Source organism: Thalassospira australica, from assembly GCF_000763295.1.
Lineage (GTDB): Bacteria > Pseudomonadota > Alphaproteobacteria > Rhodospirillales > Thalassospiraceae > Thalassospira > Thalassospira australica.
Genome location: NZ_JRJE01000026.1, coordinates 1 through 22,796, shown reverse-complemented (window position 1 = coordinate 22,796; position 22,796 = coordinate 1). Strand labels below are relative to the sequence as shown.

Below are 22,796 nucleotides of genomic sequence, written 5' to 3'. Positions count from 1 at the left end.
AATGACCAAAGAGATTTCGCTTGAGCATGTCTGGGTGGAATTCGGTGAATTTACCGCCGTCCACAAGGCAAATCTGAACATCGCAGGTGGCGAGTTCTTTTCCTTCCTTGGCCCGTCCGGCTGTGGAAAGACAACCCTTCTACGCTGTATTTCCGGTTTTCAGGAACCGACGCGCGGCAAAGTAAAAATCGGTGGCGAAGACATGCGCGGCGTTGGTCCAAACAAGCGCCCCACCGCCCTGATTTTCCAGAACCTTGCACTTTTCCCGCTGCGTTCAATCGCTGACAACATCGCGTTCCCCCTTGAAGTACGTGGTGTTAGCAAAAAAAACCGGCGCAAGCGTGCTGATGAATTGCTTGAACTGATTGCCCTGCCCGGTCAGGGCGACAAAAAGGTCAGCGAACTCTCGGGCGGGCAGAAACAGCGTGTGGCAATTGCCCGCGCGCTTGCGGTTGAACCAGACATCCTGCTTCTTGATGAACCGCTTTCGGCCCTTGACCTTAAACTGCGCCAACATATGCGCACTGAATTGCGCGCCATTCAAAAACAAGTCGGACTTACCTTTATCTACATCACCCATGATCAGGGTGAGGCGCTTACCATGTCGGATCGCATTGCGGTGATGAACAAGGGCAAAATCGAACAAATCGGCGATGGCAAAGCGATTTACGACCATCCGACCACAAGCTTCGTTGCCTCCTTCGTGGGCGAAAATAACGTGCTTGATGGCACGGTTTTGTCGAATGACGGCAAGGTGATGCAAATCGATGCCGGGTTGGGAACACCGTTTGCGGTCGAAAACCATCCGGCGGGCGGACCAGCCCTTGCCCCCGGTGATGCGTGCCATCTTTTCGTGCGCCCGGAAGCCCTTCGGCTGTCAAAGGACGAAAGTGCCATTAATCAGTTCAGCACCAATTTCGTCACCGAAGAGTTCGAGGGCAACATGCGTCACATCGTGATGAATGCGAGTGGCAAGGACCTCAAACTTTCGCTGATCAATGATGGCACCAACGCGATTGAAGCCAATGCCCCGGTCAAACTCGATTTCGCACCGGGAATGGGCATTGCGCTCAAACCGGGCGAATTGGCCAGCGCGTAACAAGGGGCCAGTATCATGCGTGATCTTTTTTACGACCTTGTCCGACGCAACGGGATGGCAGTCTCAATCTACCTGATGCTTGCCGTCAGCCTCTGGGTGTTCATCCTGATCATCCTGCCGCAACTGACCATGCTGGACTATTCGTTCCGCTTTAACCTGCCGCCTGCCAAAATCGGCGGCCCGGAAGACGTCTATACCCTTGAGCAATACCGATACTTCTTCCAGGGAAGCGGTGCTTCGGATGGGCTCAACACCCTTGATATCGGCATCCTGTTCAAAACACTGCTCGCTGCAGTGTTTGTCACGATTTTCGATTTGATCATCTGTTACCCGGTTGCCTTTGTTCTGGCGAAATCTTCAACCGGTGCCAAGGCACGTTTGCTGGTTCTTGCCCTTATTGTTCCCTACTGGATCAATGAAATCCTGCGTGCCTTTGCGTTTCGCATTCTGTTTGGGGCAACAGGGGTGATCAATGAAACAGGCATGGGGCTTGGGCTTTGGGATACACCGATTGACTTCATCCGTCAGGATGTCGCGCTTTATGCCGGGTTGGCCTACGCCTACATCCTCTTGATGATTTTTCCGCTTTATAACGCGATTGAAAGCCTTGATCGCAACCAGATCGAAGCCGCCCGCGATATGGGCGCAAACTGGTGGCAGGTCCATGCCAAGGTTGTCATTCCCTATGCCAAGCCGGGGATTGCATCAGGCATGACCATGGTTTTCATGCTGACGTCCGGTGCCCTTGCTGCACCGCAGATTTTGGGTGGCCCGTCGAACCTGTGGTTCACACAGTTGGTCTATCAATGGTTTAACTCCGGCGGCAACTGGCCGCGCGGATCAGCCTATGCGATGGTTCTTCTGATTGTCTGTATTGCGCTTGTCTTGCTTGTAATGCGCCTGTTCAAGGTCTCTATCGGGGAGATCAAACAATGAAGATGAAATCCCCAACAGCATTGATCCCCGGTCTTTATCTGACCCTGTTCTTTGCCTATCTGTTCGGACCGTTGATCATAATGGTGATCACTGCGTTCAACTCTTCGACCTTCCCGCGCGTTTCGCCGTGGGAGTGCTTTACCACCGACTGGTTTGGCAAGCTTGCTGCTGATGACAAGCTTCTGGCGGGTCTTGGCAATTCGCTTTTGATCGGGGTTGGTGTGGTTTGTGTGGCCATTCCGATTGGACTGGCCGCGGCAATCACCCTGTCGCAGGTCGGACCCAAACTGCGTGCAGCGCTTTATACGATCTTTATTGCACCCATTCTGGTGCCGGGTGTTGTGATCGGTCTTTCGACGCTGATTTTCTGGGACCGGATTGGCACACTGTTCAATGCCCCCTATGAGAGTTTCTTCTATGACGGGACGTTCCTGACCATCTTTGGTCAGGTAACCTTTATCGCCGCTTATTCGATGCTGGTGTTCCTGTCACGTATCCAGCGTTTTGATACGACCCTGACCGAGGCGGCCCTTGATATGGGCGCAACCCCGACACAGGCCTTTGTCAAAGTGCTTCTGCCCTTCATGGCACCGGCAATCGGTTCCGCCACGGTTCTGGCATTCCTGGCGTCGCTTGAAAACTACAACACCACCGTCTTCACGATTGTTTCAAGCAGCACCTTTACCACGGTACTTTCGTCCAAGGTGCGCTATGGCCTTGATCCGTCAATCTCTGCTGTGGCTGTAATCATTATTGCCATCACCCTGATCGGGGCGATCATTTATGAATGCCGCAACCGCTATAATACCAAAAGCTGGGCCCTTGTCGTTGCTGAACGCCCGGCTTTGAAGGTCGCAACCCATCCGGGAACCGTTGCCGTGATACTGGGGGTTCTGGCTCTCGCCGCAGTTATGTTCATCCAGAACCACGATTCAAATGCCTGCACAGCGCAGATTCTGGAAGACAAACGTGCGCTTCAGCAGAAGCTGATGGAGCAACAGTCACTGAATACGCCGCAACAGAACGTTCCGGCCCCGACCATGCCAAACCTGGGTCCAGTGGGCGGCAATGAAGGCGGTGCATCGGCACCAAGCCCGTTCGGCAACAATATCTTCTCGCCGGAAAACCTCGGAACGAATACCCCCAACGACCAATAAAACCCAACGTCAGGGGATCCAATCAACAAAAAGGGCAGCATATGGTGTGCTGCCCTTTTCTTTTTGGAAAGACCTGTGTCCGATCAGGACGGAATGGCAGCCGTTGCTTCGATCTCGACCAATGCTTCGTCTTCGACCAATGCCTTGACCACAACCATGGTCATGGCCGGGAAATGCTTGCCCAAAACACGCTGATAGGCTTGGCCGACTTCGCGCTGATGGGCGAGGTATTCCTTTTTGTCGGTCACATACCATGTCAGGCGCGCAATATGTTCCGGCTTGCCACCGGCAGCTTCAAGCACAGCGACGATATTTTTAAGCGCCTGTTCCATCTGGCCGACGAAATCCTTGGCGACAAAGACCTGATCTTCGTTCCAGCCAATCTGTCCACCGATATAAAGCTGGGCGCCATCGGCCAATACGCCATTTGCGTATCCCTTGGGTTGTTTCCATCCGTCCGGCTGAATGATTTTAAGCATTGTTTTCTACCACTTGATTGATTTCTTTTTCGATTTTGGCACGCAAATCATCTGGCCATGCCTCTGATTTCCCGGCCCCGTGTTTTGTAAAGACCAGTGTTACGGTGGCTTTCAGGCGTTGCTCCGCGCCTGATCGTGCCGTGATGTCCAGTTCCAGACTGGATCGCCCGATCCGGGTCGGGATCAGGATGAATTCCAACTGATCGCCAAGCTTGCTTGGGGCGGTGAATGCGATATTGATCGCGACTGTTGGCACCGCCACCTGCATCGGTCCGTGCATGGTCGGGAACCCGCAGCCAATAACGGCCTCGAACCATTCTTCGACCGTGGCGTTCAGCATTTCGAAATAGCGCGGATAAAATACAATCCCCGCCGGGTCGCAATGCTGAAACAGGACTTTCTGCCGATAACTAAATGCCGCCATATCAGACCCCCAGATATCGGTCAGCAAGTTCGTCGGTCAGTTCATTGACCGCACCGCTCCAGGCCGTAACGCCCTTTTCAACAACCACATATCGGTCGGCAACGCCTGACAGTTCCTTAAGCGATTTGTCGACAACAAGGATCGTCAATCCCGATTGTTTGAGCTGATTGATCGCCGCCCAGATTTCCTGACGCACGACAGGGGCCAGCCCCTCTGTCGCTTCGTCCAAAATCAGCAGGCGTGGATTGGTCATCAAGGCCCGTCCAATGGCAAGCATCTGCTGTTCCCCACCCGAAAGGGTCATGGCCTTTTGATCGCGACGTTCGGCCAGACGCGGGAACAACCCGGCCACACGATCAAAATCCCATTCGCCCGGACGGGCAGCTGCAATCAGGTTTTCAGTGACACTCAGACGGGCAAAACACCGACGCCCTTCTGGCACCAGACCAAGCCCAAGACGCGCGGCCTTGTGCGATGGCATCCTTGCCAAATCCTGCCCGGCAAACTTAATGGTGCCATCACGATGTTCCATCATGCGACAAATGGTTTTGATCGTGGTGGTTTTCCCCATGCCATTGCGCCCCATCAGCGCAACGGCCTCGCCTTCGTCAAGCGAAAGATCAATGCCAAACAGCGCCTGCGATGCGCCGTAAAATGCGGTTACGCCGGAAAGTTCGAGAAGTGCAGTCATATCAGGCGTCCTCCCCGAGATAGGCACGTTTGACGTCATCGTTGCCACGGATTTCCTCGACCGTTCCCGTTGCAATGACCCGGCCATACACCAACACTGAAATCCGGTCGGCAAGGGCAAAGACCGCGTCCATGTCATGTTCGACCAAAAGGATCGGCGCCTGTGCCCGCAATTCATCAAGGAACCCGGTCAGACGTTTGGACCCCTCCGGCCCCATGCCGGCCATCGGCTCATCCAGCAGGAAGGCCTTGGGCTCAAGGGCCAAGGCCACCGCCATTTCAAGCTGACGGCGTTCCCCGTGCGAGACATCGGCAGCACGCATTTGTGCCCGATCGGCGAGCCCGACACGTTCAAGCTGCGCCATCGCCGGTTCGACCAGCGACTTGTCGCCAAGAACGGGTTTAAAGAAGCGGAATATCTTGCCGCTGACCGACTGGCGCGCCAGCATCACGTTTTGCAGTACCGAGAATTCCGGCATCAGGGATGACACCTGAAACGTTCGGGCCAATCCCATACGTGAACGAGCAACCGCATCAAGGGCGTTGATGTGCTGACCATCGAAATGGATGTCACCGCTATCGGATGTGATTTCACCCGCGACCTGTTTGATCAGGGTGGATTTCCCCGCACCGTTCGGTCCGATCAGGGCATGGATTTCACCGGAACGCAAATCCAGCGTGACATTGTCACTGGCCAGAAGTGACCCGAACTGTTTGGTGACATTCGACAGTGAAAGAATGGCATCAGGCATGTTTACGCTCCCCCGCCAGAACACCGACAAGGCCACCGCGTGCAAACAGCACCACGATCAGCAACAAGACACCAAGCGGTAATTGCCAGAATTCCCAAACCCCGCCCAGCAGATGTTCAAGAATGATGTATAACGCCGCACCGGCCAGCGGGCCAAACAAACGCCCCACACCGCCCAGAATGACAAACACCATGATTTCACCCGACATGTGCCAGGACAACATGGTCGGACTGACAAAACGGTTAAGGTCGGCATAAAGCGCACCGGCAAGGGCGGTGATCATCGCCGAAACAACAAAGGCCACCAGACGAATGCGAAATGGCGCAATCCCGACGGCTGTCATACGTTGTGCATTCTGACGCGCGCCCTGAAGCGCCAGGCCAAACCGCGAACGGATCAAAACAGCCGAGAACAGCATCGCCAAACCCAGCATTGCTGCACACAGGCCAAAGTAACTGATGGGATCAAGCGTATTGAGCCCCGGGAAGCCATTCCGCACATAGATCGACAACCCGTCTTCCCCGCCATAAGCAGGCCAGGAAATCGCGAAGTAATAGATCATCTGCGCGAAGGCCAGCGTGATCATGATGAAATAAACCCCGCTTGTGCGCAGCGTGATTGCACCAATGACAAGCGCAACGAATGCCGAGACCACAAGCGCGACGATCCAGATAATGATCATCTGGGTCGTGCCTTCGATCAGAAACGGGCTTTCCATGATCGGTTCATAGTTCAGCGCGTGACTGGCAAGAATACCTGCCGCATAGCCGCCGATACCAAAGAACGCCGCATGGCCAAAGGACACAAGCCCCCCATAGCCCAGCACAAGATTAAGTCCGACACCGGCCATGGCAAAGATCGCCACCTTGGTCGCCAGCGTGATGATAAAGGGCTCATCCATACCAAGCGCGATCAGCGGGACTGCGACCAGCGCAACGGCAAGAATGGAATTGATAAGTGTTTCGCGGTTCATGGTCATATCAGGCTTCCGTCCCGAACAAACCGCTTGGTCGCAGGAATAAAACCAGCGCCATCACGATATAAATCAACATCGACGCCAATGCCGACCCAATCGCGGTCGCACTGGACGGATCAAGGAAAGTGGCAAAGGCATACGGCAGTAAAAACCGGCCCATTGTGTCGGTAAAACCAACCAGCAAAGAGCCAACAAGCGCCCCTTTGATCGAGCCGATTCCCCCAATCACGATCACAACAAAGGCCAAGATCAGGACCGGTTCACCCATACCAACCTGAATGGATTGGGTCGTCCCGACAAAGGCCCCGGCCAACCCGGCCAAGGCAGCACCCAGCGCAAAGACAAATGTGTAAAGACGGTCAATATCCACGCCAAGGGCCGCGATCATGCCACGGTCTGCCTCGCCTGCGCGAATACGGATGCCAAGGCGGGTCTTGCCAATCAGCAGGAACAACCCGGCAGCCACCGCAAGACCGGCAACAATGATCGCCAAACGGAAGATCGGATATTCAAATGAACTGCCCACCACGACCGTGCCAGTCAGAAAGTCCGGCAAGCTTAAAAACAGCGGGAACGACCCGAACACCCAGCGCGTGCCTTCGGAAAAAATCAAAATAAGCGCAAAAGTCGCCAGAACCTGATCAAGGTGATCACGGTTATAAAGACGGCGAATAATCAGCATTTCAACCAGCGCACCGGCAAGGGCTGCGGTCATCAGGCTGGCGACAAGCCCCAACCAGAACGAACCGGTCCAGGCCGCAACTGCCGCGCAGGCAAATGCACCAACCATATAGAGCGAGCCATGGGCCAGATTAATCAGCCCCATCACGCCGAAAACAAGCGTCAGTCCCGATGCCATCAAAAAAAGCATCACACCAGACTGAAGGCCGTTTAACAGCTGCTCCAGAAAAAGAGAGAACATTATTGGAAACTCCGTCACAAGGTGGCTAGGGGCCGATAACAAAATCGAAACCGGCCCCTAACCTCTTGTCAGCTCGTCATTACATCGAGCATTCCGACGCATAAGCGTCAGAGTGATCCGTCAGGGCCTTACCAACAATCTTGTTGGTCAGCACGTCGCCTTCCTTGACGACTTCACGAACATAAAGATCCTGAATCGGGTGCTGGTTCGGGCCAAAGGTGAATTTGCCACGAACCGAATCAAAATCAGCCGCACGCAGGGCCGCACGGAATGCGTCCTTGTCCGAAATGCTGGCTTTGTCCATCGCCGACAGCAGAAGATTGGCGGTGTCGAAACCAAACGACGCATACAGCGACGGCAGACGATCGTATTCCGCCTGGAAGCTTTCAACGAAAGCCTTGTTGGTCGGGTTATCGATGTCTTTGGACCAGTTCGAGGTGTTTTTGACACCAAGTGCTGCGTCACCCACGGCACCAAGGATGCCCTGATCCATCGAGAACGCCGGACCGATCAACGGTTTGTCGACACCCGACTGGGCATATTGTTTCATGAACGCAATGCCCATACCGCCCGGCAGGAAGAAGAACACATGGTCCGCATCCGATGCGCGGATTTGTGCAATTTCGGCTGCATAGTCGGTTTGACCAAGCTTGGTGTAAACTTCGTCGGTAACGTCACCAAAGAAGAAGCGCTTGAAACCGGTCAGGGAATCTTTGCCCGCCGGATAGTTCGGCGCAAGGATGAAGGCTTTTTCATAGCCGGCACTTGATGCGTATCCGCCTGCGGCTTCGTGCAGGTTGTCATTCTGATAGGAAACGCTGAAATAGTTGGCGTTACAGCCACGCCCTGCAAGCTGTGACGGTGCAGCATTGACCGACATATAGATTTTGTCCTGTGCAACCGCAGACGGCACAACTGCCATCGCAAGGTTGGACCAGATGATACCGGTCAGAACATCAACTTTTTCCTGCTGGATCATTTTATCAGCAAGCTGAACAGCAACGTCCGGTTTGCGCTGATCGTCTTCGATCACAACTTCAAGATCGGGATTGTTCGCCTGCTTGACAGCAAGCATAAAGCCGTCACGTGCATCAATACCCAAACCGGCACCGCCGCCCGAAAGCGTGGTGATCATGCCGACCTTGACCGGTTCAGCCTGTGCTGCACCGGCTACAAGCAAAGCAGCCGCTGCTGCGATGGTTGTCTTAATACCCTTCATTAAAGCCTCCGTGTTTATACATTTTGTTCGTTTAGCAACACGTTGATCCCGCAACTTTTCTTACGTTTTATGTTACGGTTCTTGTGAACCTGATGCCTGCCCCTGAGTTTGCAGTATTTGCATAAGGTCCGTCCATCCTCAAAGCGCGGTTCGCACCCGCCAGAGTTCCGGAAACAGTTCTACTTCCAGCATTTTTTTGAGATAACTGACGCCTCCCGTGCCGCCAGTACCACGTTTGAACCCGATCACCCGTTCAACGGTGGTGACATGGTTGAAACGCCAGCGCCGGAAATAGTCTTCGAAATCGACAAGCTTTTCGGCCAGTTCATACAATGACCAATGTTTTGCCGGATCGGTGTAAACCACCTGCCACGCCGCGATAACGTCCTCGTTGGGCGTATAGGGTGCGGATACATCGCGTTCCAAAACATCTTTTGGAACCTTGATCCCCTCGGCACTGAGCATACGAAGCGCTTCGTCATAAAGACTTGGCGTTTCAAGCTCTGCCTTGAGCATTTCGGTGATGTCTTCACGGTGTGCGTGCGGGCGCAACATTGCCGGATTACGATTGCCCAGCATGAATTCGATCAGACGATACTGATAGGACTGAAAGCCCGATGACGGCCCCAACGCATCACGAAACGTCGTGTAATCACTTGGCGTCATGGTGCGCAGAACATCCCACGCATTATTAAGCTGTTCAAAAATCCGCGACACACGCGCCAGCATTTTAAAGGCAGGGCGCAGATCGCCCCCCTGAATGGCATTGCGCGCTGCAGTGATTTCACGGATCGCAAGTTTCATCCATAGCTCGGATGTCTGGTGCTGAATGATAAACAGCAACTCGTCATGGGCATCGGATTGCGGGTGCTGAGCTGTCAGGATGGCATCAAGCGACAGATAATCGCCATAGGACATCTGATCAGAAAAATCCGTGCGCGCGCCTTCAGTGCTTGGATCATATGGCGTGGTTTGTTTTACCATGATCAGGTCACCGCATTTCGTTTGTGAAATTCCGGCTTGTCCCAAGCCTTCGTTTCCATGATTTCAGCGAGAATTCCAACCGCACCATCAACATCATTCTTGTCGATATAAAGCGGGGTAAAGCCAAACCGGATAACGTCAGGTGCACGGAAATCACCAATCACGCCCCGCGCAATCAGGGCCTGCATAACCGCATATCCCTGATCAAACTTGAACGAAACCTGCGACCCGCGGTCTTCGGGGTTGCGCGGGCTTGCCAGTTCCAGCATCGGGCAGCTAGCCTCAACACCTGCGATGAAATGTTCGCACAGTTCGATGCTGCGCTTGCGGATATCGGCCATATCCACGCCATCCCATGCCTTCATCGCTTCTTCAAGCACGGTCATCTGGATGACGGGCGGTGTGCCAACACGCATACGCGACACGTCCGGCGCCGGGGTGTAATCGGGATCAAAGGCAAAAGGTGCCGCATGCCCCAACCAACCCGAGAGCGCCGGGCGTACAGTTTTGGCATGGTCCGGACGGACATAGATAAAGGCAGGCGCACCCGGGCCGCCATTCAGATATTTATAGGTACATCCCACCGCGAAATCAGCATTGCAGCCCACAAGATCAACCGGCACTGCACCAGCCGAATGCGCCAAATCCCAAATTACGATAGCACCAGCCGCATGGGCGAGATCGGTGATGCGTTTCATGTCATGCATGCGGCCCGTGCGGTAATCCACCTGGGTCAGCATAAGTACAGCCAGATCTTCGTTGATCAGGCTTTCTACATCTTCCGGGTTTGGCGTTTTAAGCACATGCCCGCGGTCAAGGGTCTTGATCAAACCATCGGCCATATAAAGATCGGTCGGGAAGTTGCCGTTATCAGATACGATCACCTTGCGAGCCGGGCGCATTTCAAGTGCGCTTGCCAGTGCCTGATAAACCTTGATCGACAGGGTATCGCCCATCACCACAGTACCGGGTGCCGCACCGATCAAACGGGCGACAAGATTGCCGACACGTTCGGGTTGCTCCATCCATTTGGCATCGTTCCAGCCACGGATAAGCATTTCCCCCCATTCATCTTCAATCATCGCTTTTGCACGGCTGGCTGCCGTTTTCGGCATCACGCCAAGCGAATTCCCATCAAGGTAAATGACACCTTCGGGAATATGGAACAGGGATTTGGTGGCGGCAAAGTCGGTCATGCAGACGTTTCCTGTTTAAGTCTAAAGCGCTGAATTTTTCCAGTCGCAGTTTTCGGCAGTGCATCAAGAAAGATAACGGAGCGCGGATATTTAAACGGCGCGATGGTCGCTTTTACATGATCCTGCAACTGTTTGACCATCTCGGGCGTTTGGTCAAAATCAGCTGTCAAAACCACGTGGGCCTGAACGATTGTTCCGCGTTCTTCATCAGGGGCCCCGATCACCGCACATTCGGCAACAGCCGGATGCGACAGAAGGGCTGCTTCGACCTCAGGCCCGGCAATGTTATAGCCCGACGAGACGATCATATCGTCGTTGCGTGCGGCAAAGTGATAGTAGCCGTCTTCATCAACATAGAACGCATCCCCGGTCAGGTTCCAGCCGTCGCGGACATAAACGTGCTGGCGCACATCATCCAGATAACGACAGCCGGTCGGGCCGCGAACAGCAAGGCGGCCAACAGATCCAACCGGAACTTCGTTCATCTTGTCATCGACGATTTTGGCTTCATATCCAGTTACCGGGCGCCCGGTGCAGGCCGGGTGACTGTCACCAAACCGGTTGGAAATAAAGATATGCAGCATCTCGGTCGCGCCAATGCCATCAAGCATAGGCTTGCCGGTTTTTTCCATCCATGCTTCGTAAACCGGGGCTGGCAAAGTTTCCCCTGCTGAAACGGCTGCGCGCAAGGATGACAAATCAGCGCCTTCCTCCATCGCCGACAGCATCACACGATAGGCAGTTGGCGCGGTAAAGCACACGGTTGCCTTATAGGTTTCGATAATTTCGATCATGTTTGGCGGGGACGCCTTTTCAAGAAGCGTCGCGGTCGCGCCAAACCGCAGCGGGAAGATCGCCAAACCGCCAAGCCCGAACGTAAAGGCCAGCGGAGGTGAGCCGACAAACACATCATCGGGTGTTACGTTCAACACTTCCTTGGCATAGCCATCGGCAATGATCAAAAGATCGCGGTGGAAATGCATGGTGGCCTTTGGGCTTCCGGTCGTACCCGATGTAAAGCCAAGCAAGGCCACATCATCACGCCCGGTTTTAACGGCTTCGAACTTGACCGATTTGGTCAGCGCAATGCGATCAAGCTCCGCGTCGTGATTGGCCGTGCCATCAAAGCCGATCACCGTTTTCAGAAACTTGCTGTCCTTCGCACACGCCACCATTTCATCCATCAGGCGCGTGTCGCACAGGGCAAATTCAATTTCGGCCTTATCAACGATCTGGCCCAACTCACCAGCGCGCAGCATCGGCATGGTATTGACCACAACCGCCCCGGCCTTGGTTGCCGCCAGCCAGCAGGCCACCATCGCCGGATTGTTGGCCGAACGGATCATGACACGGTTGCCCGGCTTAACACCGTAATCTTCAACCAGCGCATGGGCGATCCGGTTGGTCCAGTCCGCCAGTTCCTTATAGGTGCGTTGGCGTCCATTGCCGATCAGGGCGGTGTTATCGCCAAATCCCTGTTCGACCATCTTGTCGGTCAGCTCAACCCCGGCATTCAGGTGTTCGGGATATTCAAATCCATCAAGATTGAATTCCGGCCATTCTTCGAACGGCGGGAGCTTGTCGCGTGTGAAGCTATCGGTATGTGCGGTTGGTCCGAGCATTGTGAAGTCCCTGATAGAGCCATTATGACGCCAGCGTTTGCCGTGCGATGATTATTTTCTGGACGTCTGACGCGCCTTCGTAGATGCGAAGAGCGCGAATTTCCCGGTATAGCGTTTCAACGATGTGCCCGCTGCGCACACCATCGCCGCCATGAATTTGCACCGCCTTATCAATGACGGTTTGTGCATGATCGGTTGAATAAAGTTTGGCCATCGCGGCCTCGCGACTAACGCGCGGTGCTCCGCTGTCTTTGAGCCAGGCCGCGCGATACACCAGAAGGGCCGATGCATCAACATCAAGTGCCATGTCTGCCACATGCCCCTGCACCATCTGAAGATCAAACAACGGCGCACCAAACAGTTGGCGTTCCTGAACCCGTTTGATGGTCTCATCCAGCGCCCGGCGCGCAAAGCCAAGGGCCGCTGCCGCCACGGTGGACCGGAACACATCCAAAACCGACATGGCGATTTTAAAGCCGTCCCCGCCATTACCAAGCAAGGCACTTGCCGGTATACGACAATCAGAGAACTTCAACCGCGCAAGAGGATGGGGCGCAATGGTGTGCAGGCGTTCGGCAATCTCAAATCCCGGTGTATCTGCCGGAATGACAAAGGCCGAAAGCCCCTTGGCACCTGGGGCTTCGCCGGTGCGGGCAAACACACAATAGAAATCGGCAATACCGCCATTGGAAATCCAGGTTTTTTCACCATTCAGGACAAAACTGTCGCCATCACGCTTTGCCTCAAGCGCGATATTGGCAACGTCTGACCCTGATTGCGGTTCGGTCAGTGCAAAGGCGGCAATCGCCTTGCCGGAACGTACTTTTGGAAGCCAATCCCCCCGGTGGGCTTCCGTTCCAAACAAGGAGATTGCGCCACTCCCCAACCCCTGCATCGCAAAGGAAAAATCAGCCAACCCGTCATAACGCGCCAAAGTTTCGCGGATCAGGCACAGCGATCTGACATCAAGTTTTGCGTTCGCATCCTGTGGGTTGACTGCCGCATATTGCAACCACTCACCACCGGCCAAACGCGCCGCCAGATCACGGCACGCGCTATCCACATCATCATGATCAATGCCGTCAAGGTTGCTTGCCGCCCATGCATCAAGGCGGGTGGCCAATTCACGGTGCCGGTCTTCGAAAAACGGCCAATCAAGATAGGATGTATCTGCCATCAGTCGCCCTCAAACACCGGTTTTTCCTTGGCAACAAATGCCTTGTAGGCGCGATTGAAATCTTCGGTCTGCATGCATATGGCTTGTGCCTGTGCCTCGGCCTCAATCGCCTGCTCAATCGACATGTTCCATTCCTGTGCCAGCATGGTTTTGGTCATCATGTGACCAAAGTTCGGCCCCTTGGAAATGCGGGTGGCAAGCGTGATGGCCTCGGCTTCCAATGCGTCGGCTTCGATCAGACGGTTATAAAACCCCCAACGTTCGCCCTCTTCGGCCGACATCGCGCGTCCGGTATAAAGAAGCTCGGCTGCGCGGCCCTGACCAATGATGCGCGGCAGGATCGCGCATGCGCCCATGTCACAACCTGCAAGGCCCACACGGGTAAACAAGAAAGCCGTTTTCGATGCACTGGTTGCCAGACGCAAGTCAGATGCCATGGCAATGATCGCACCGGCCCCGACACAAACGCCATCCACTGCAGCGATCACCGGCTTGCCACAGCCAATGATGGCTTTCACCAGATCACCGGTCATGCGGGTGAATTCCAGAAGACCTTTCATGTCCTTGTCGATCAGCGGACCGATGATGTCATGTACATCCCCGCCAGAGCAGAAATTGCCCCCATTCGATCCAAAGACAACTGCCTTGATATCATCGGCATAAACCAGATCGCGAAAGGTATCGCGCAGCTCCGCATAGCTATCAAAGGTCAGCGGGTTTTTGCGGTCCGGACGGTCAAGCGAAATGACCGCAACGTCACCTTCCATGCGCCAGTTGAAGTGTTTTGGCGTGATGTCGGCCATCTTAGTCATGGGGCGCCTCGTTATGATGGGAAATGTTGCGAAGAATGCGGATCAGTGCATCGGCATCTCCAGGTGACAGGTCGGAAAACAGTTCCGACACCCAGCCTTCATGCACAAGCGCACGTTCGGCGAAATCTTTTTCACCGGCTTCGGTCAGTTGAACAATTGATGCGCGACGGTCGTTTTCAACTGGCACCCGAACCACCAAACCCTCTGTGACCAAACGATCAACAATGCCGGTGACATTACCGTTCGACACCATCAGCGATTTTGAAAGCGCGCTCATGCGCATGCCGTCGCGTTCGCGATACAGGGCAGCTAGCACATCAAAACGTGGCAGGGTGGTATTGAACTCAAGACGCATTTTTTCACGCAGCTCGCCTTCGATCTTGCGCGATACCTTAAGGATTTGGAGCCAGGCGCGCAGACGGGCCTTGGACAGATCAGACGTTTCATTTCCCGCCTGTTCGGGAAGGCCTTCGGTCTTGTTCATGTTCATATTTCCCCTCCCGAAACGGAAATCGTCTGTCCCGTCACGGACGCAGCATTCGCGCTGCAAAGCCACATCACGGTATTGGCAACTTCGTCAGGCTGAATGAACCGGTTTTGCGGATTGATTTTGGCAAGGCTTGCGCGCGCGTCATCCCGGCTCATCCCGGTTTTTGCAACGATGTTTTCGACCGACTTTTCAAGCATCGGTGTTTCCATAAAACCCGGACAAACCGCGTTTACCGTAATCGCACTGCTTGCAAGCTCTGCCGCCATTCCCTTGACCAGGCCAACGACGCCATGCTTTGCCGCACAATAGGCCGAAACATATGCATAGCCCTTAAGCCCCGCAGTCGAGGCAATGGAAATCAGGCGCCCCGATCTGGACTTGTCCATGACAGCCAATCCTTCGCGGAACGTCAGGAACGTACCGGTCAGATTGACATCGATCGTGCGGCTCCAAAGATCGATCGATGTTTTGCCAACTGGCGCGCTTTCGGCCATTCCCGCATTGGCAATCACAAGATCAGGGGTGCCTACGACATCCACCATGGTGGTGAACATGTCGCGTACGGATGTCTCGTCCGTCACATCGGCGACAATGGCGGTAATGTTTTCATGATTGGCAACCTCAGCCAGCACATCTGCACGACGGCCAGAAACAGCAACTTTCACCCCGGCATCGGCCAGCATACGGGCCATGACGGCCCCCACCCCGGAGCCACCACCGGTAATCAATGCTGTTTTGACGGCAAGATCAGCCATGGGGCTTATACCTTTCCGGTCATGGTTTCGGCCCGCTCGGCCAGTCGGTGCATCTGATCGCGGCCCGCATAATAAGGGGCCGGCCAATTTTGCGTCTGACTGCCAAGGTTAGCGGCCTGATGCAGCGTCCAATAGGGATTGGCCAGATGCGGACGGGCCATACAAACCAGATCCGCACGCCCGGCCATCAGAATGGAATTGACGTGATCGGGTTCATAGATATTGCCAACCGCCATGGTCGCAATATTCGCCTCATTGCGGATACGGTCAGAGAACGGCGTCTGGAACATGCGGCCATATACCGGCTTGGCATCCGTCGTTGTCTGACCTGCCGACACGTCGCAAATATCAACATCATGCGCCTTCAAAACACGGGCGATTTCAACCGCGTCTTCGGGCGTAATCCCCGCGTCCCCGACCCAGTCATTGGCAGAAATACGTACCGACATCGGCTTATGGGATGGCCAGACGGCCCTTACCGCATCAATGACCTCAAGCGGATAGCGCAGGCGATTCTCAAGCGATCCGCCATATTCATCATCACGGACATTGCTGACCGGGCTGATGAAGGATGACAGAAGATAGCCGTGCGCTGCATGAACCTCGACCATGTCAAAGCCTGCCCGTTCTGCCATTTTGGCAGAGGCGACAAACTGTTCACGGACCATATCCATGTCTTCGCGCGCCATGGCTTTCGGGACCGCATTTCGGTCCGACCATGCAATGGCCGAGGCCGACATCAACGGCCAATTGCCATCGGGCAGCGGTGCATCCATTTCATCCCAACCAAGTTGGGTCGAACCCTTGCGTCCGGAATGACCGATTTGCATACAAAGCTTGGCATCGGTTTCTGCGTGGACAAAATCGGTAATGCGTTTCCAGGCGGCTTCGTGAGACGCGTCATAAAGCCCCGGACATCCCGGCGTAATCCGCCCATCGGCCGACACACAGGTCATTTCGGTATAAACCAGTCCGGCACCGCCCTTGGCCCGCTCCGCGTAATGCACCAAATGCCAATCGGTCGGGCAGCCATCAACCGCCTTGTACTGGGCCATTGGCGAAACAACGATACGGTTTTTAAGGTCCATATCGCGCAGCTTATAGGGCACAAACATCGGGTGACGCGCGGGTGCGTTTTCAGGCAAGCCTGCCTTTGTCTGGAACCAGCGTTCCGCCCCTTCTAGCCATTTGGCATCGCGCACACGCAGGTTTTCGTGGCTGATCCGTTGTGATCTGGTCAGAAGTGAATAGGTAAATTGAACCGGGTCGAAATCAAAGTAACGCTCAATCTCTTCGAACCATTCCATCGAGTTGCGCGCAGCGGACTGCAAACGCAGAACTTCAAGGCGGCGTTCGTCTTCGTATTTATCAAAGGCCGATTTCAAATCCGGTTCGGAATGCAGATAATTGGCCAGCGCAATCGCACTTTCAAGCGCAAGCTTGGTGCCCGACCCGATCGAGAAATGCGCGGTCGCCGCAGCATCGCCCATCAAAACGATGTTTTCATGCGACCAGCTATTGCACAGAACGCGCGGGAAGCTCAGCCAGGCCGAACCACGGATATGATGGGCATTGCTGATCAGATCATGCCCACCAAGATGGTCCTTGAAGATTTCCTCGCAGGTCGCGATCGACTCTTCCTTGGTCATCTCGCCAAAGCCATATGCGTCCCAGGTTTCCTGGGTGCATTCGACGATAAAGGTCGCCGTGTCATCATCAAATTGATAGGCGTGCGCCCAAACCCACCCTTTGGCGGTTTCTTCAAAGATAAAGGTAAAGGCGTCATCAAATTTCTGATGCGTACCCAACCAGACAAATTTGCATTTGCGGGTGTCGATATCGGGCTGAAACTTGTCGGAAAATTCGCTGCGGGTTTTGGAGTTCAAACCATCACAGGCAACAACAAGGTCATATTCCCTGGCATATTGCGCTGCACTTTCGGCTTCTGTTTCAAAGCGCAGTTCAACACCCAATTCGCGGGCGCGCTGTTGTAGCAGAACCAAAAGCTTCTTGCGGCCAATACCGCAGAACCCGTGCCCGGTAGAAATCGTCTTTTCATCACGGTACTGAACCGCAACATCATCCCAATAGGAAAAATTGGCGCGAATGGCGTCAGCACTCTGGCCGTCATTCTCGGCAAGATTAACCAATGTCTCGTCAGACAGCACAACGCCCCAGCCAAATGTGTCATCAGGCTTGTTGCGTTCAATCACGACAACTTCATGCGCCGGATTGCGCAATTTCATCGATATTGCAAAATAAAGTCCCGCAGGACCGCCACCCAGACAAGCTACTCTCACCAGCTTTTCCCTTCCTGATTTGTTTGGTTGTTTCGGGAAACTGATAAAACGGTACGCCTCGATTTGATTTATTTCAAGCATAAATATTTTGGGTTTGAAATATCTGCCAATTTCCCTAGAATTTGCCTCACACACGCCAAGCGCCCCATATTGAACATGAAGATGGTGCGGCCAAATAATCGAAGATCAGGGAAGAATTCAGATGATTACCGACTGGGATGATGCTTACGCCAACGGCGACCACATTGCCGACGCCGCCTCTTTCCCCGCGATGTGGGCAGAGCTTTCCAGCCAGTTTCGCAAAGACCTCCTTGCTGCCAACCGGGCGAAACTCGACATTTCATACGGTCCGGCCGAACGTGAAAAATATGATCTTTTCCTGCCCGATGGCACGCCCAAAGGTTTGGTGGTTTTTGTCCATGGCGGCTATTGGAAGGCGTTTGACAAATCAAGCTGGTCGCACCTTGCCAATGGCCCCGTTGGCAAGGGGTGGGCAGTTTGCATGCCAAGCTACACGCTGGCACCGGATGCACGGCTGTCAGACATCACTCATCAAATTGGTGCCGCCATCACGCACGCCGCAGAACATGTTTCCGGATCGATCCATCTGACCGGGCATTCTGCAGGTGGGCATTTGGTTACGCGGATGATCAGCAACACCTCTCCGCTGCCTCTTGCCGTTCTGGCACGCGTGAAAAATACTGTTTCAATCAGCGGACTGCATGATCTTCGCCCGCTTCTGAACACATCAATGAATGACGTGCTTGGTTTGAACGCCACAGAGGCCCATGCGGAAAGTGCCGCCCTTCTGGCTCCTGCCCTGCCCTGTTCGATCACCTGTTGGGTTGGGGCGGATGAACGCCCGGAATTTGTGCGCCAAAACGATCTTCTTGCCAACATCTGGACCGGACTTGGCGCAAGTACGCGTGTGGTTCATGCCCCAGATAAACATCATTTCGATGTGATTTCCGATCTGGCAGACACCGACTCCGATCTGACAGCCTGTCTGCTCAGCCCCATCACGGCGGAGGATGTGTAAAATGTCCACCGTCACGCTGACCATCGAAAATACGATTGCAGTCATTACCATCAACAATCCGCCCATCAATGCCACCAGTCATTCGGTGCGCGCCGGCATTGTCGATGCCCTTGACCAAATAGATGCAAACAAGGCCATAAAGGCGGCCATTCTGATCTGTGATGGCAAAACCTTTATCGCCGGTGCAGATGTCGGTGAATTTGGCCTGCCGCCCAAAGATCCGATTCTTCCTGATGTGATCATACGGCTCGAGTCCGCACGCGTGCCGGTCATTGCCGCCATCCATGGTCATGCGCTTGGCGGCGGACTTGAGGTCGCCTTGGGGTGTCATTACCGGATTGCCGATGTATCGGCCAAATTGGGATTGCCGGAAGTCAATCTGGGTTTGATCCCCGGCGCCGGCGGCACCATTCGCCTGCCGCGATTGATCGCCACAAGTGATGCAATTTCCATGATCACCAGCGGCAAGCCGATCACAGCAACCAAAGCCAATGACTTGGGCCTCATCAATGCAATTGCCCATGGAGCCTTGCGCGATGCTGCCATGGACTTTGCTCAAACCATTGTTCATCATCCAAAACCAGAATCCCTTTTGCAGCGCGCACCGCAAAGCGCCCTGTCAGAAGCACAATGGGACGACATAATCGCTGCTACGACAAAGAAGGCCCGTGGTCAGATCGCGCCGGTCACGGCACTTTTCTCTATTCGTACAGGGATCGAAAAAGGCTCCGAAAGCGGCCTTTTATTTGAACGTGAACAGTTTGTCGAACTGCGCGATAGCGAACAATCAAAGGCGCTACGCCATATTTTCTTTGCCGAGCGCGCCGTTACCAAGCTACCCGAACTTGATGGGGTCAAACCAAACGCCATCCATGAGGTTGGCGTGATCGGCGGCGGCATCATGGGGGCAGGTATTGCAACGGCATCCCTTCTGGCTGGCTTTAAAGTCACCATGATCGAACGCGATGAGGCTGCCTGTGAAAAGGGACGTGTAACTGTTGAAAAACATCTGGCAGGAAGCCTCAAACGCGGGATGATCACGCAGGACCGCTATGATGAACGCCTGGCATCCTTTGCCACCAGCACGGACTATGCGAAACTGGGCGATGCCGATATCGTTGTTGAGGCCGTCTTTGAAGATATGGCTGTAAAACACGATGTGTTTGGCAAGCTTTCCCTGCATTGCAAAGCCGATGCTGTTCTTGCATCCAACACATCCTATCTTGATATCAACGAAATTGCGGCGAAATGCATTAACCCCGCACGCGTCATCGGCCTGCATTTCTTCTCGCCTGCCCATATCATGAAGCTGCTTGAAGTGGTGCGAACCGACAAAGCCAATGCACAAAGCCTCGCAACGGCCTTTGCCTTTGGCCGTGCGCTGGGCAAGATTGCTGTGCCTTGTGGAGTGTGCGACGGGTTCATTGGCAACCGCATCATGTCAGCCTACCGCAAGCATTGTGAATACATGCTCGAAGACGGTGCCTTGCCTCATCAAATTGATGCCGGCATGGTTGAATTCGGTTTCCCGATGGGGCTGTTTGCCATGCAGGATATGGCCGGGCTTGAAATTTCATGGGCAACCCGCAAACGTCTCGCGCCATTTCGCGATCCATCAGAACGCTATGTCGCCCTTGGCGATTACCTGTGCGAGATGGAACGTTTTGGCAAGAAGAACGGTCTTGGTTGGTATCGTTACGACGAGAACGGCAAAGCCTACCCGGACCCGGATGTTGACGCACTCGTCATCGCAGAGTCCGCTAAGAAGGGAATCACGCGGCGCGATTTCACAAACGAAGAGATCATCGACACCATCCTCACCGCCATGCGTGACGAAGGCAAAAAAATCCTGTCAGAGGGCATAGCTAACAGCCCGGATGCCATCGATGTCGTTATGGTCAACGGCTATGGCTTCCCAAGACACAAGGGCGGACCGATGTATTTGACCACTCGAACCAAAGAATGACTTAGGGTGACGGCCTCTTAGTCTGATTTGAATAAGTCCTAATCCCAGCTTTACGGCACCTGAAACGACAGTTCCGCATTGGTCAAAATCAGCGATGTCACTGTGCCAAACAGGGCGAAGAAAACACCGGTTCCAACCCGACCAAAATTTAAACAAAGCTGGCGCTTTGTGCATCAACGATGCCGAAATACAAACTCAGCACCACTGCCATGATCAGCAGCAGTCGCTCGCCCCCACGGAGCAAAACAATAAGAGTCGTAACTTCGTTCTGAACCCCGCCTACCGCATTTATAACGCACTTGGCGGAGGGATGTGTTAGGAATGCATTTTGGGAAACTGGGAAAAATACGCCTAGCTTGCACCCCAGTATCCGAGATAATTGGCGGTTCGAAGACTCTGCTTGTTTACACCTGATGTGCTCGGTCCTTACGTAACGTTGCACTCAACTTTACTCTCGCCAATTTCGTGCTTATTCTTGCATCTGATTGATAAAGCACTTACCCATCCTAGGTTCAACGATTGATTTCGAGCCTGATCAAACAACAGAAACCTTCAGTTTCCAGTCTTTTTAGAAGAATAGGGTTCAAATGCCTGACGTCAGTTTCGTCGCAACGTTCTACAACAAAGCCGACTTCATCCCGAACGTAACGCAGGCCATATTTGCCCAAAAAGATCTTGGTGATTGCGAATACATTTTTGTAGATGACGGATCGACAGACGATAGCCTTGCCATTCTACAAGATTGCGCGCGAGGGCACGAAAACGTCAAAATCATATCCCAAAAAAATGCTGGGCCAGCACTCGCAACCAATGTAGCCATTGATGCTGTCACCAAACCATTCATCAAGTTTTGCGATGGGGATGATATTTTGCACCCCCGTGCAACCATTGAACTTTACAAAGCCCTTGAACAGTTTGACGTTGGCCTTGCCTGGAGCTTGGGAGAAGTGGTTCCTGCCAATTCAGACAAGATGACAGCGCCAGACCTTCCGCTGTCAGACGATGTGCCAAGCCTTCTGAAGAACCCGATTGAACGTGCTCTCAAAATGGCATTTTTTAATCTTACTTGCGTGTTGGCAAGAACCGACACTGTTCGTTCAGCAGGCGCTTGTGATCCACGAATTTTTGTACAGGACTACTCTTTTGCCCTTCGGCTGGCACACCTCACCGATTTTGTTCTTGTTCCAAGCATTCTGAATTGGTGTCCTACAATCGAAAATCCAGAAAACCGTGCGTCTCAGATGGGTGAAGGAAGCCAATGCCTTCACGACCTTAACGCAGCACTTGCCTATTTCATCCTTGACCATCCGGACATGGATTCAACAGTGCGCACCAAGATGTTTCAGCGTGCAGCTGGACGTGCTTGGAAATGGGCAAAACGTCAAGAGAACGCGACGTATTTTTCAAAAGACTTCATGCGATATCTCGGCGCAAAACTTGCGCCTAATTTTGGAAATGTTTTTGAACGTACAATTGCAACCTGTGCATCATTCCATCCTGAACGAGGGATCAGAATTCCAAGGCAAAGTGACGGGTAAAAAATACTTCGCAAATAAGCAGAAAGGTCAGGCAAGGTCATGCCGGTATGCGGCGTGCCCTCTGCAGTTTATGAGCACAGGCCCAGAACGCAGGAAGATCAGAGGTTCAAGTCCTTTTCCCAAGACTAAAACGACAAAACCCCGCCATTTGGCGGGGTTTGTTGTTTTGGTTGCGGGGAGAGGATTTGAACCTCTGACCTTCAGGTTATGAGCCTGACGAGCTACCGGACTGCTCCACCCCGCGTCAGTGGGTGTATCTGTTT

Annotated in this window: 21 protein-coding genes and 1 tRNA gene; 6 read left to right on the top strand and 16 right to left on the bottom strand. The window is 53.8% G+C overall.

All coding sequences use genetic code 11. The features are described 5' to 3' along the window. Window position 1: 1 nt before the first annotated feature. Genes JF44_RS0111415 through JF44_RS0111405 form a run of 3 tightly spaced genes read left to right on the top strand, consistent with a single transcriptional unit; the run spans window position 2 to window position 3,192 of the window. The gene (locus tag JF44_RS0111415) at window positions 2-1,099 is read left to right on the top strand and encodes an ABC transporter ATP-binding protein (protein WP_033069130.1); all 1,098 of its coding nucleotides are present in this window, start codon (window positions 2-4) and stop codon (window positions 1,097-1,099) included. A gap of 15 nt (window positions 1,100-1,114) precedes the next feature. Then, on the top strand, window positions 1,115-2,035 hold the full coding sequence (locus tag JF44_RS0111410) for an ABC transporter permease (protein ID WP_033069129.1): 921 nt from the start codon (window positions 1,115-1,117) through the stop codon (window positions 2,033-2,035). After that, the gene (locus JF44_RS0111405; protein ID WP_033069128.1) at window positions 2,032-3,192 is read left to right on the top strand and encodes an ABC transporter permease; all 1,161 of its coding nucleotides are present in this window, start codon (window positions 2,032-2,034) and stop codon (window positions 3,190-3,192) included. The genes JF44_RS0111410 and JF44_RS0111405 overlap by 4 nt, the downstream gene beginning before the upstream one ends. An 83-nt stretch (window positions 3,193-3,275) precedes the next feature. Here JF44_RS0111405 and JF44_RS0111400 read toward each other — a convergent pair whose 3' ends face one another. The 15 genes from JF44_RS0111400 to JF44_RS0111330 all read right to left on the bottom strand — a co-directional run bounded on the left by JF44_RS0111400 (window position 3,276) and on the right by JF44_RS0111330 (window position 17,990). After that, complete coding sequence (locus JF44_RS0111400) at window positions 3,276-3,671, bottom strand: RidA family protein (protein WP_033069127.1); 396 nt, start codon at window positions 3,669-3,671, stop codon at window positions 3,276-3,278. Next, window positions 3,664-4,095 carry an acyl-CoA thioesterase gene (locus tag JF44_RS0111395; RefSeq protein WP_033069126.1) on the bottom strand — a complete coding sequence of 144 codons (432 nt, stop codon included), beginning with the start codon at window positions 4,093-4,095 and terminating at the stop codon, window positions 3,664-3,666. The genes JF44_RS0111400 and JF44_RS0111395 overlap by 8 nt, the downstream gene beginning before the upstream one ends. Window position 4,096: 1 nt before the next feature. After that, entirely contained in the window at window positions 4,097-4,786 is a 690-nt protein-coding gene (locus JF44_RS0111390) for an ABC transporter ATP-binding protein (protein WP_033069125.1), read from the bottom strand. 1 nt (window position 4,787) lies between these two features. After that, window positions 4,788-5,537, bottom strand: a complete 750-nt coding sequence (locus JF44_RS0111385) for an ABC transporter ATP-binding protein (protein WP_033069124.1) — start codon at window positions 5,535-5,537, stop codon at window positions 4,788-4,790. Beyond that, window positions 5,530-6,516 (bottom strand): branched-chain amino acid ABC transporter permease, encoded by a 987-nt coding sequence (locus tag JF44_RS0111380; RefSeq protein WP_033069123.1) that lies wholly within the window; start codon window positions 6,514-6,516, stop codon window positions 5,530-5,532. Before JF44_RS0111380 ends, JF44_RS0111385 begins: the two co-directional genes overlap by 8 nt. A gap of 1 nt (window position 6,517) precedes the next feature. Next, window positions 6,518-7,435: a branched-chain amino acid ABC transporter permease gene (locus JF44_RS0111375; protein ID WP_033069122.1), complete on the bottom strand. Its 918-nt coding sequence runs from the start codon at window positions 7,433-7,435 to the stop codon at window positions 6,518-6,520. A gap of 79 nt (window positions 7,436-7,514) precedes the next feature. Next, window positions 7,515-8,654 (bottom strand): ABC transporter substrate-binding protein, encoded by a 1,140-nt coding sequence (locus tag JF44_RS0111370; protein ID WP_033069121.1) that lies wholly within the window; start codon window positions 8,652-8,654, stop codon window positions 7,515-7,517. A gap of 138 nt (window positions 8,655-8,792) precedes the next feature. Next, window positions 8,793-9,638, bottom strand: a complete 846-nt coding sequence (kynA, locus tag JF44_RS0111365; RefSeq protein WP_033069120.1) for a tryptophan 2,3-dioxygenase — start codon at window positions 9,636-9,638, stop codon at window positions 8,793-8,795. A 2-nt stretch (window positions 9,639-9,640) separates the two neighbouring features. Further along, a complete protein-coding gene (gene kynU / locus JF44_RS0111360; protein WP_033069119.1) occupies window positions 9,641-10,834 on the bottom strand; it encodes a kynureninase in 1,194 nt (397 codons plus the stop codon). After that, window positions 10,831-12,456: an AMP-binding protein gene (locus JF44_RS0111355; RefSeq protein ID WP_033069118.1), complete on the bottom strand. Its 1,626-nt coding sequence runs from the start codon at window positions 12,454-12,456 to the stop codon at window positions 10,831-10,833. The genes kynU and JF44_RS0111355 overlap by 4 nt, the downstream gene beginning before the upstream one ends. Before the next feature lie 22 nt (window positions 12,457-12,478). Further along, window positions 12,479-13,633 (bottom strand): acyl-CoA dehydrogenase family protein, encoded by a 1,155-nt coding sequence (locus JF44_RS0111350; RefSeq protein ID WP_033069117.1) that lies wholly within the window; start codon window positions 13,631-13,633, stop codon window positions 12,479-12,481. Then, window positions 13,633-14,445, bottom strand: coding sequence for an enoyl-CoA hydratase family protein (locus JF44_RS0111345; protein ID WP_033069116.1), 813 nt, complete (start codon window positions 14,443-14,445; stop codon window positions 13,633-13,635). Before JF44_RS0111345 ends, JF44_RS0111350 begins: the two co-directional genes overlap by 1 nt. After that, window positions 14,438-14,929: a MarR family winged helix-turn-helix transcriptional regulator gene (locus JF44_RS0111340; protein ID WP_033069148.1), complete on the bottom strand. Its 492-nt coding sequence runs from the start codon at window positions 14,927-14,929 to the stop codon at window positions 14,438-14,440. Before JF44_RS0111340 ends, JF44_RS0111345 begins: the two co-directional genes overlap by 8 nt. Before the next feature lie 2 nt (window positions 14,930-14,931). After that, the gene (locus tag JF44_RS0111335; protein WP_033069115.1) at window positions 14,932-15,690 is read right to left on the bottom strand and encodes an SDR family NAD(P)-dependent oxidoreductase; all 759 of its coding nucleotides are present in this window, start codon (window positions 15,688-15,690) and stop codon (window positions 14,932-14,934) included. 5 nt (window positions 15,691-15,695) lie between these two features. Further along, entirely contained in the window at window positions 15,696-17,990 is a 2,295-nt protein-coding gene (locus JF44_RS0111330) for a bifunctional salicylyl-CoA 5-hydroxylase/oxidoreductase (protein ID WP_033069147.1), read from the bottom strand. Window positions 17,991-18,192: 202 nt separating this feature from the next. Between JF44_RS0111330 and JF44_RS0111325 the strand changes: the two genes are divergently transcribed. The 3 genes from JF44_RS0111325 to JF44_RS0111315 all read left to right on the top strand — a co-directional run bounded on the left by JF44_RS0111325 (window position 18,193) and on the right by JF44_RS0111315 (window position 22,533). Next, window positions 18,193-19,029: an alpha/beta hydrolase gene (locus tag JF44_RS0111325; RefSeq protein WP_033069114.1), complete on the top strand. Its 837-nt coding sequence runs from the start codon at window positions 18,193-18,195 to the stop codon at window positions 19,027-19,029. 1 nt (window position 19,030) lies between these two features. Then, the gene (locus tag JF44_RS0111320) at window positions 19,031-20,995 is read left to right on the top strand and encodes a 3-hydroxyacyl-CoA dehydrogenase NAD-binding domain-containing protein (RefSeq protein WP_033069113.1); all 1,965 of its coding nucleotides are present in this window, start codon (window positions 19,031-19,033) and stop codon (window positions 20,993-20,995) included. 587 nt (window positions 20,996-21,582) lie between these two features. After that, window positions 21,583-22,533 carry a glycosyltransferase family 2 protein gene (locus JF44_RS0111315; protein WP_033069112.1) on the top strand — a complete coding sequence of 317 codons (951 nt, stop codon included), beginning with the start codon at window positions 21,583-21,585 and terminating at the stop codon, window positions 22,531-22,533. A gap of 167 nt (window positions 22,534-22,700) precedes the next feature. Here JF44_RS0111315 and JF44_RS0111310 read toward each other — a convergent pair. Continuing rightward, a tRNA-Met gene (locus tag JF44_RS0111310) sits at window positions 22,701-22,777 on the bottom strand. Window positions 22,778-22,796 lie beyond the last annotated feature (19 nt).

Coding starts and splice junctions, on each gene's coding strand:
- JF44_RS0111400 (WP_033069127.1), bottom strand. CDS start 3,671: ATGCTTAAAATCATTCAGCCGGACGGATGGAAACAACCCAAGGGATAC.
- JF44_RS0111405 (WP_033069128.1), top strand. CDS start 2,032: ATGAAGATGAAATCCCCAACAGCATTGATCCCCGGTCTTTATCTGACC.
- JF44_RS0111385 (WP_033069124.1), bottom strand. CDS start 5,537: ATGCCTGATGCCATTCTTTCACTGTCGAATGTCACCAAACAGTTCGGG.
- JF44_RS0111415 (WP_033069130.1), top strand. CDS start 2: ATGACCAAAGAGATTTCGCTTGAGCATGTCTGGGTGGAATTCGGTGAA.
- kynU (WP_033069119.1), bottom strand. CDS start 10,834: ATGACCGACTTTGCCGCCACCAAATCCCTGTTCCATATTCCCGAAGGT.
- JF44_RS0111380 (WP_033069123.1), bottom strand. CDS start 6,516: ATGACCATGAACCGCGAAACACTTATCAATTCCATTCTTGCCGTTGCG.
- kynA (WP_033069120.1), bottom strand. CDS start 9,638: ATGGTAAAACAAACCACGCCATATGATCCAAGCACTGAAGGCGCGCGC.
- JF44_RS0111370 (WP_033069121.1), bottom strand. CDS start 8,654: ATGAAGGGTATTAAGACAACCATCGCAGCAGCGGCTGCTTTGCTTGTA.
- JF44_RS0111350 (WP_033069117.1), bottom strand. CDS start 13,633: ATGGCAGATACATCCTATCTTGATTGGCCGTTTTTCGAAGACCGGCAC.
- JF44_RS0111355 (WP_033069118.1), bottom strand. CDS start 12,456: ATGCTCGGACCAACCGCACATACCGATAGCTTCACACGCGACAAGCTC.
- JF44_RS0111395 (WP_033069126.1), bottom strand. CDS start 4,095: ATGGCGGCATTTAGTTATCGGCAGAAAGTCCTGTTTCAGCATTGCGAC.
- JF44_RS0111335 (WP_033069115.1), bottom strand. CDS start 15,690: ATGGCTGATCTTGCCGTCAAAACAGCATTGATTACCGGTGGTGGCTCC.
- JF44_RS0111315 (WP_033069112.1), top strand. CDS start 21,583: ATGCCTGACGTCAGTTTCGTCGCAACGTTCTACAACAAAGCCGACTTC.
- JF44_RS0111390 (WP_033069125.1), bottom strand. CDS start 4,786: ATGACTGCACTTCTCGAACTTTCCGGCGTAACCGCATTTTACGGCGCA.
- JF44_RS0111325 (WP_033069114.1), top strand. CDS start 18,193: ATGATTACCGACTGGGATGATGCTTACGCCAACGGCGACCACATTGCC.
- JF44_RS0111340 (WP_033069148.1), bottom strand. CDS start 14,929: ATGAACAAGACCGAAGGCCTTCCCGAACAGGCGGGAAATGAAACGTCT.
- JF44_RS0111410 (WP_033069129.1), top strand. CDS start 1,115: ATGCGTGATCTTTTTTACGACCTTGTCCGACGCAACGGGATGGCAGTC.
- JF44_RS0111320 (WP_033069113.1), top strand. CDS start 19,031: ATGTCCACCGTCACGCTGACCATCGAAAATACGATTGCAGTCATTACC.
- JF44_RS0111375 (WP_033069122.1), bottom strand. CDS start 7,435: ATGTTCTCTCTTTTTCTGGAGCAGCTGTTAAACGGCCTTCAGTCTGGT.
- JF44_RS0111345 (WP_033069116.1), bottom strand. CDS start 14,445: ATGACTAAGATGGCCGACATCACGCCAAAACACTTCAACTGGCGCATG.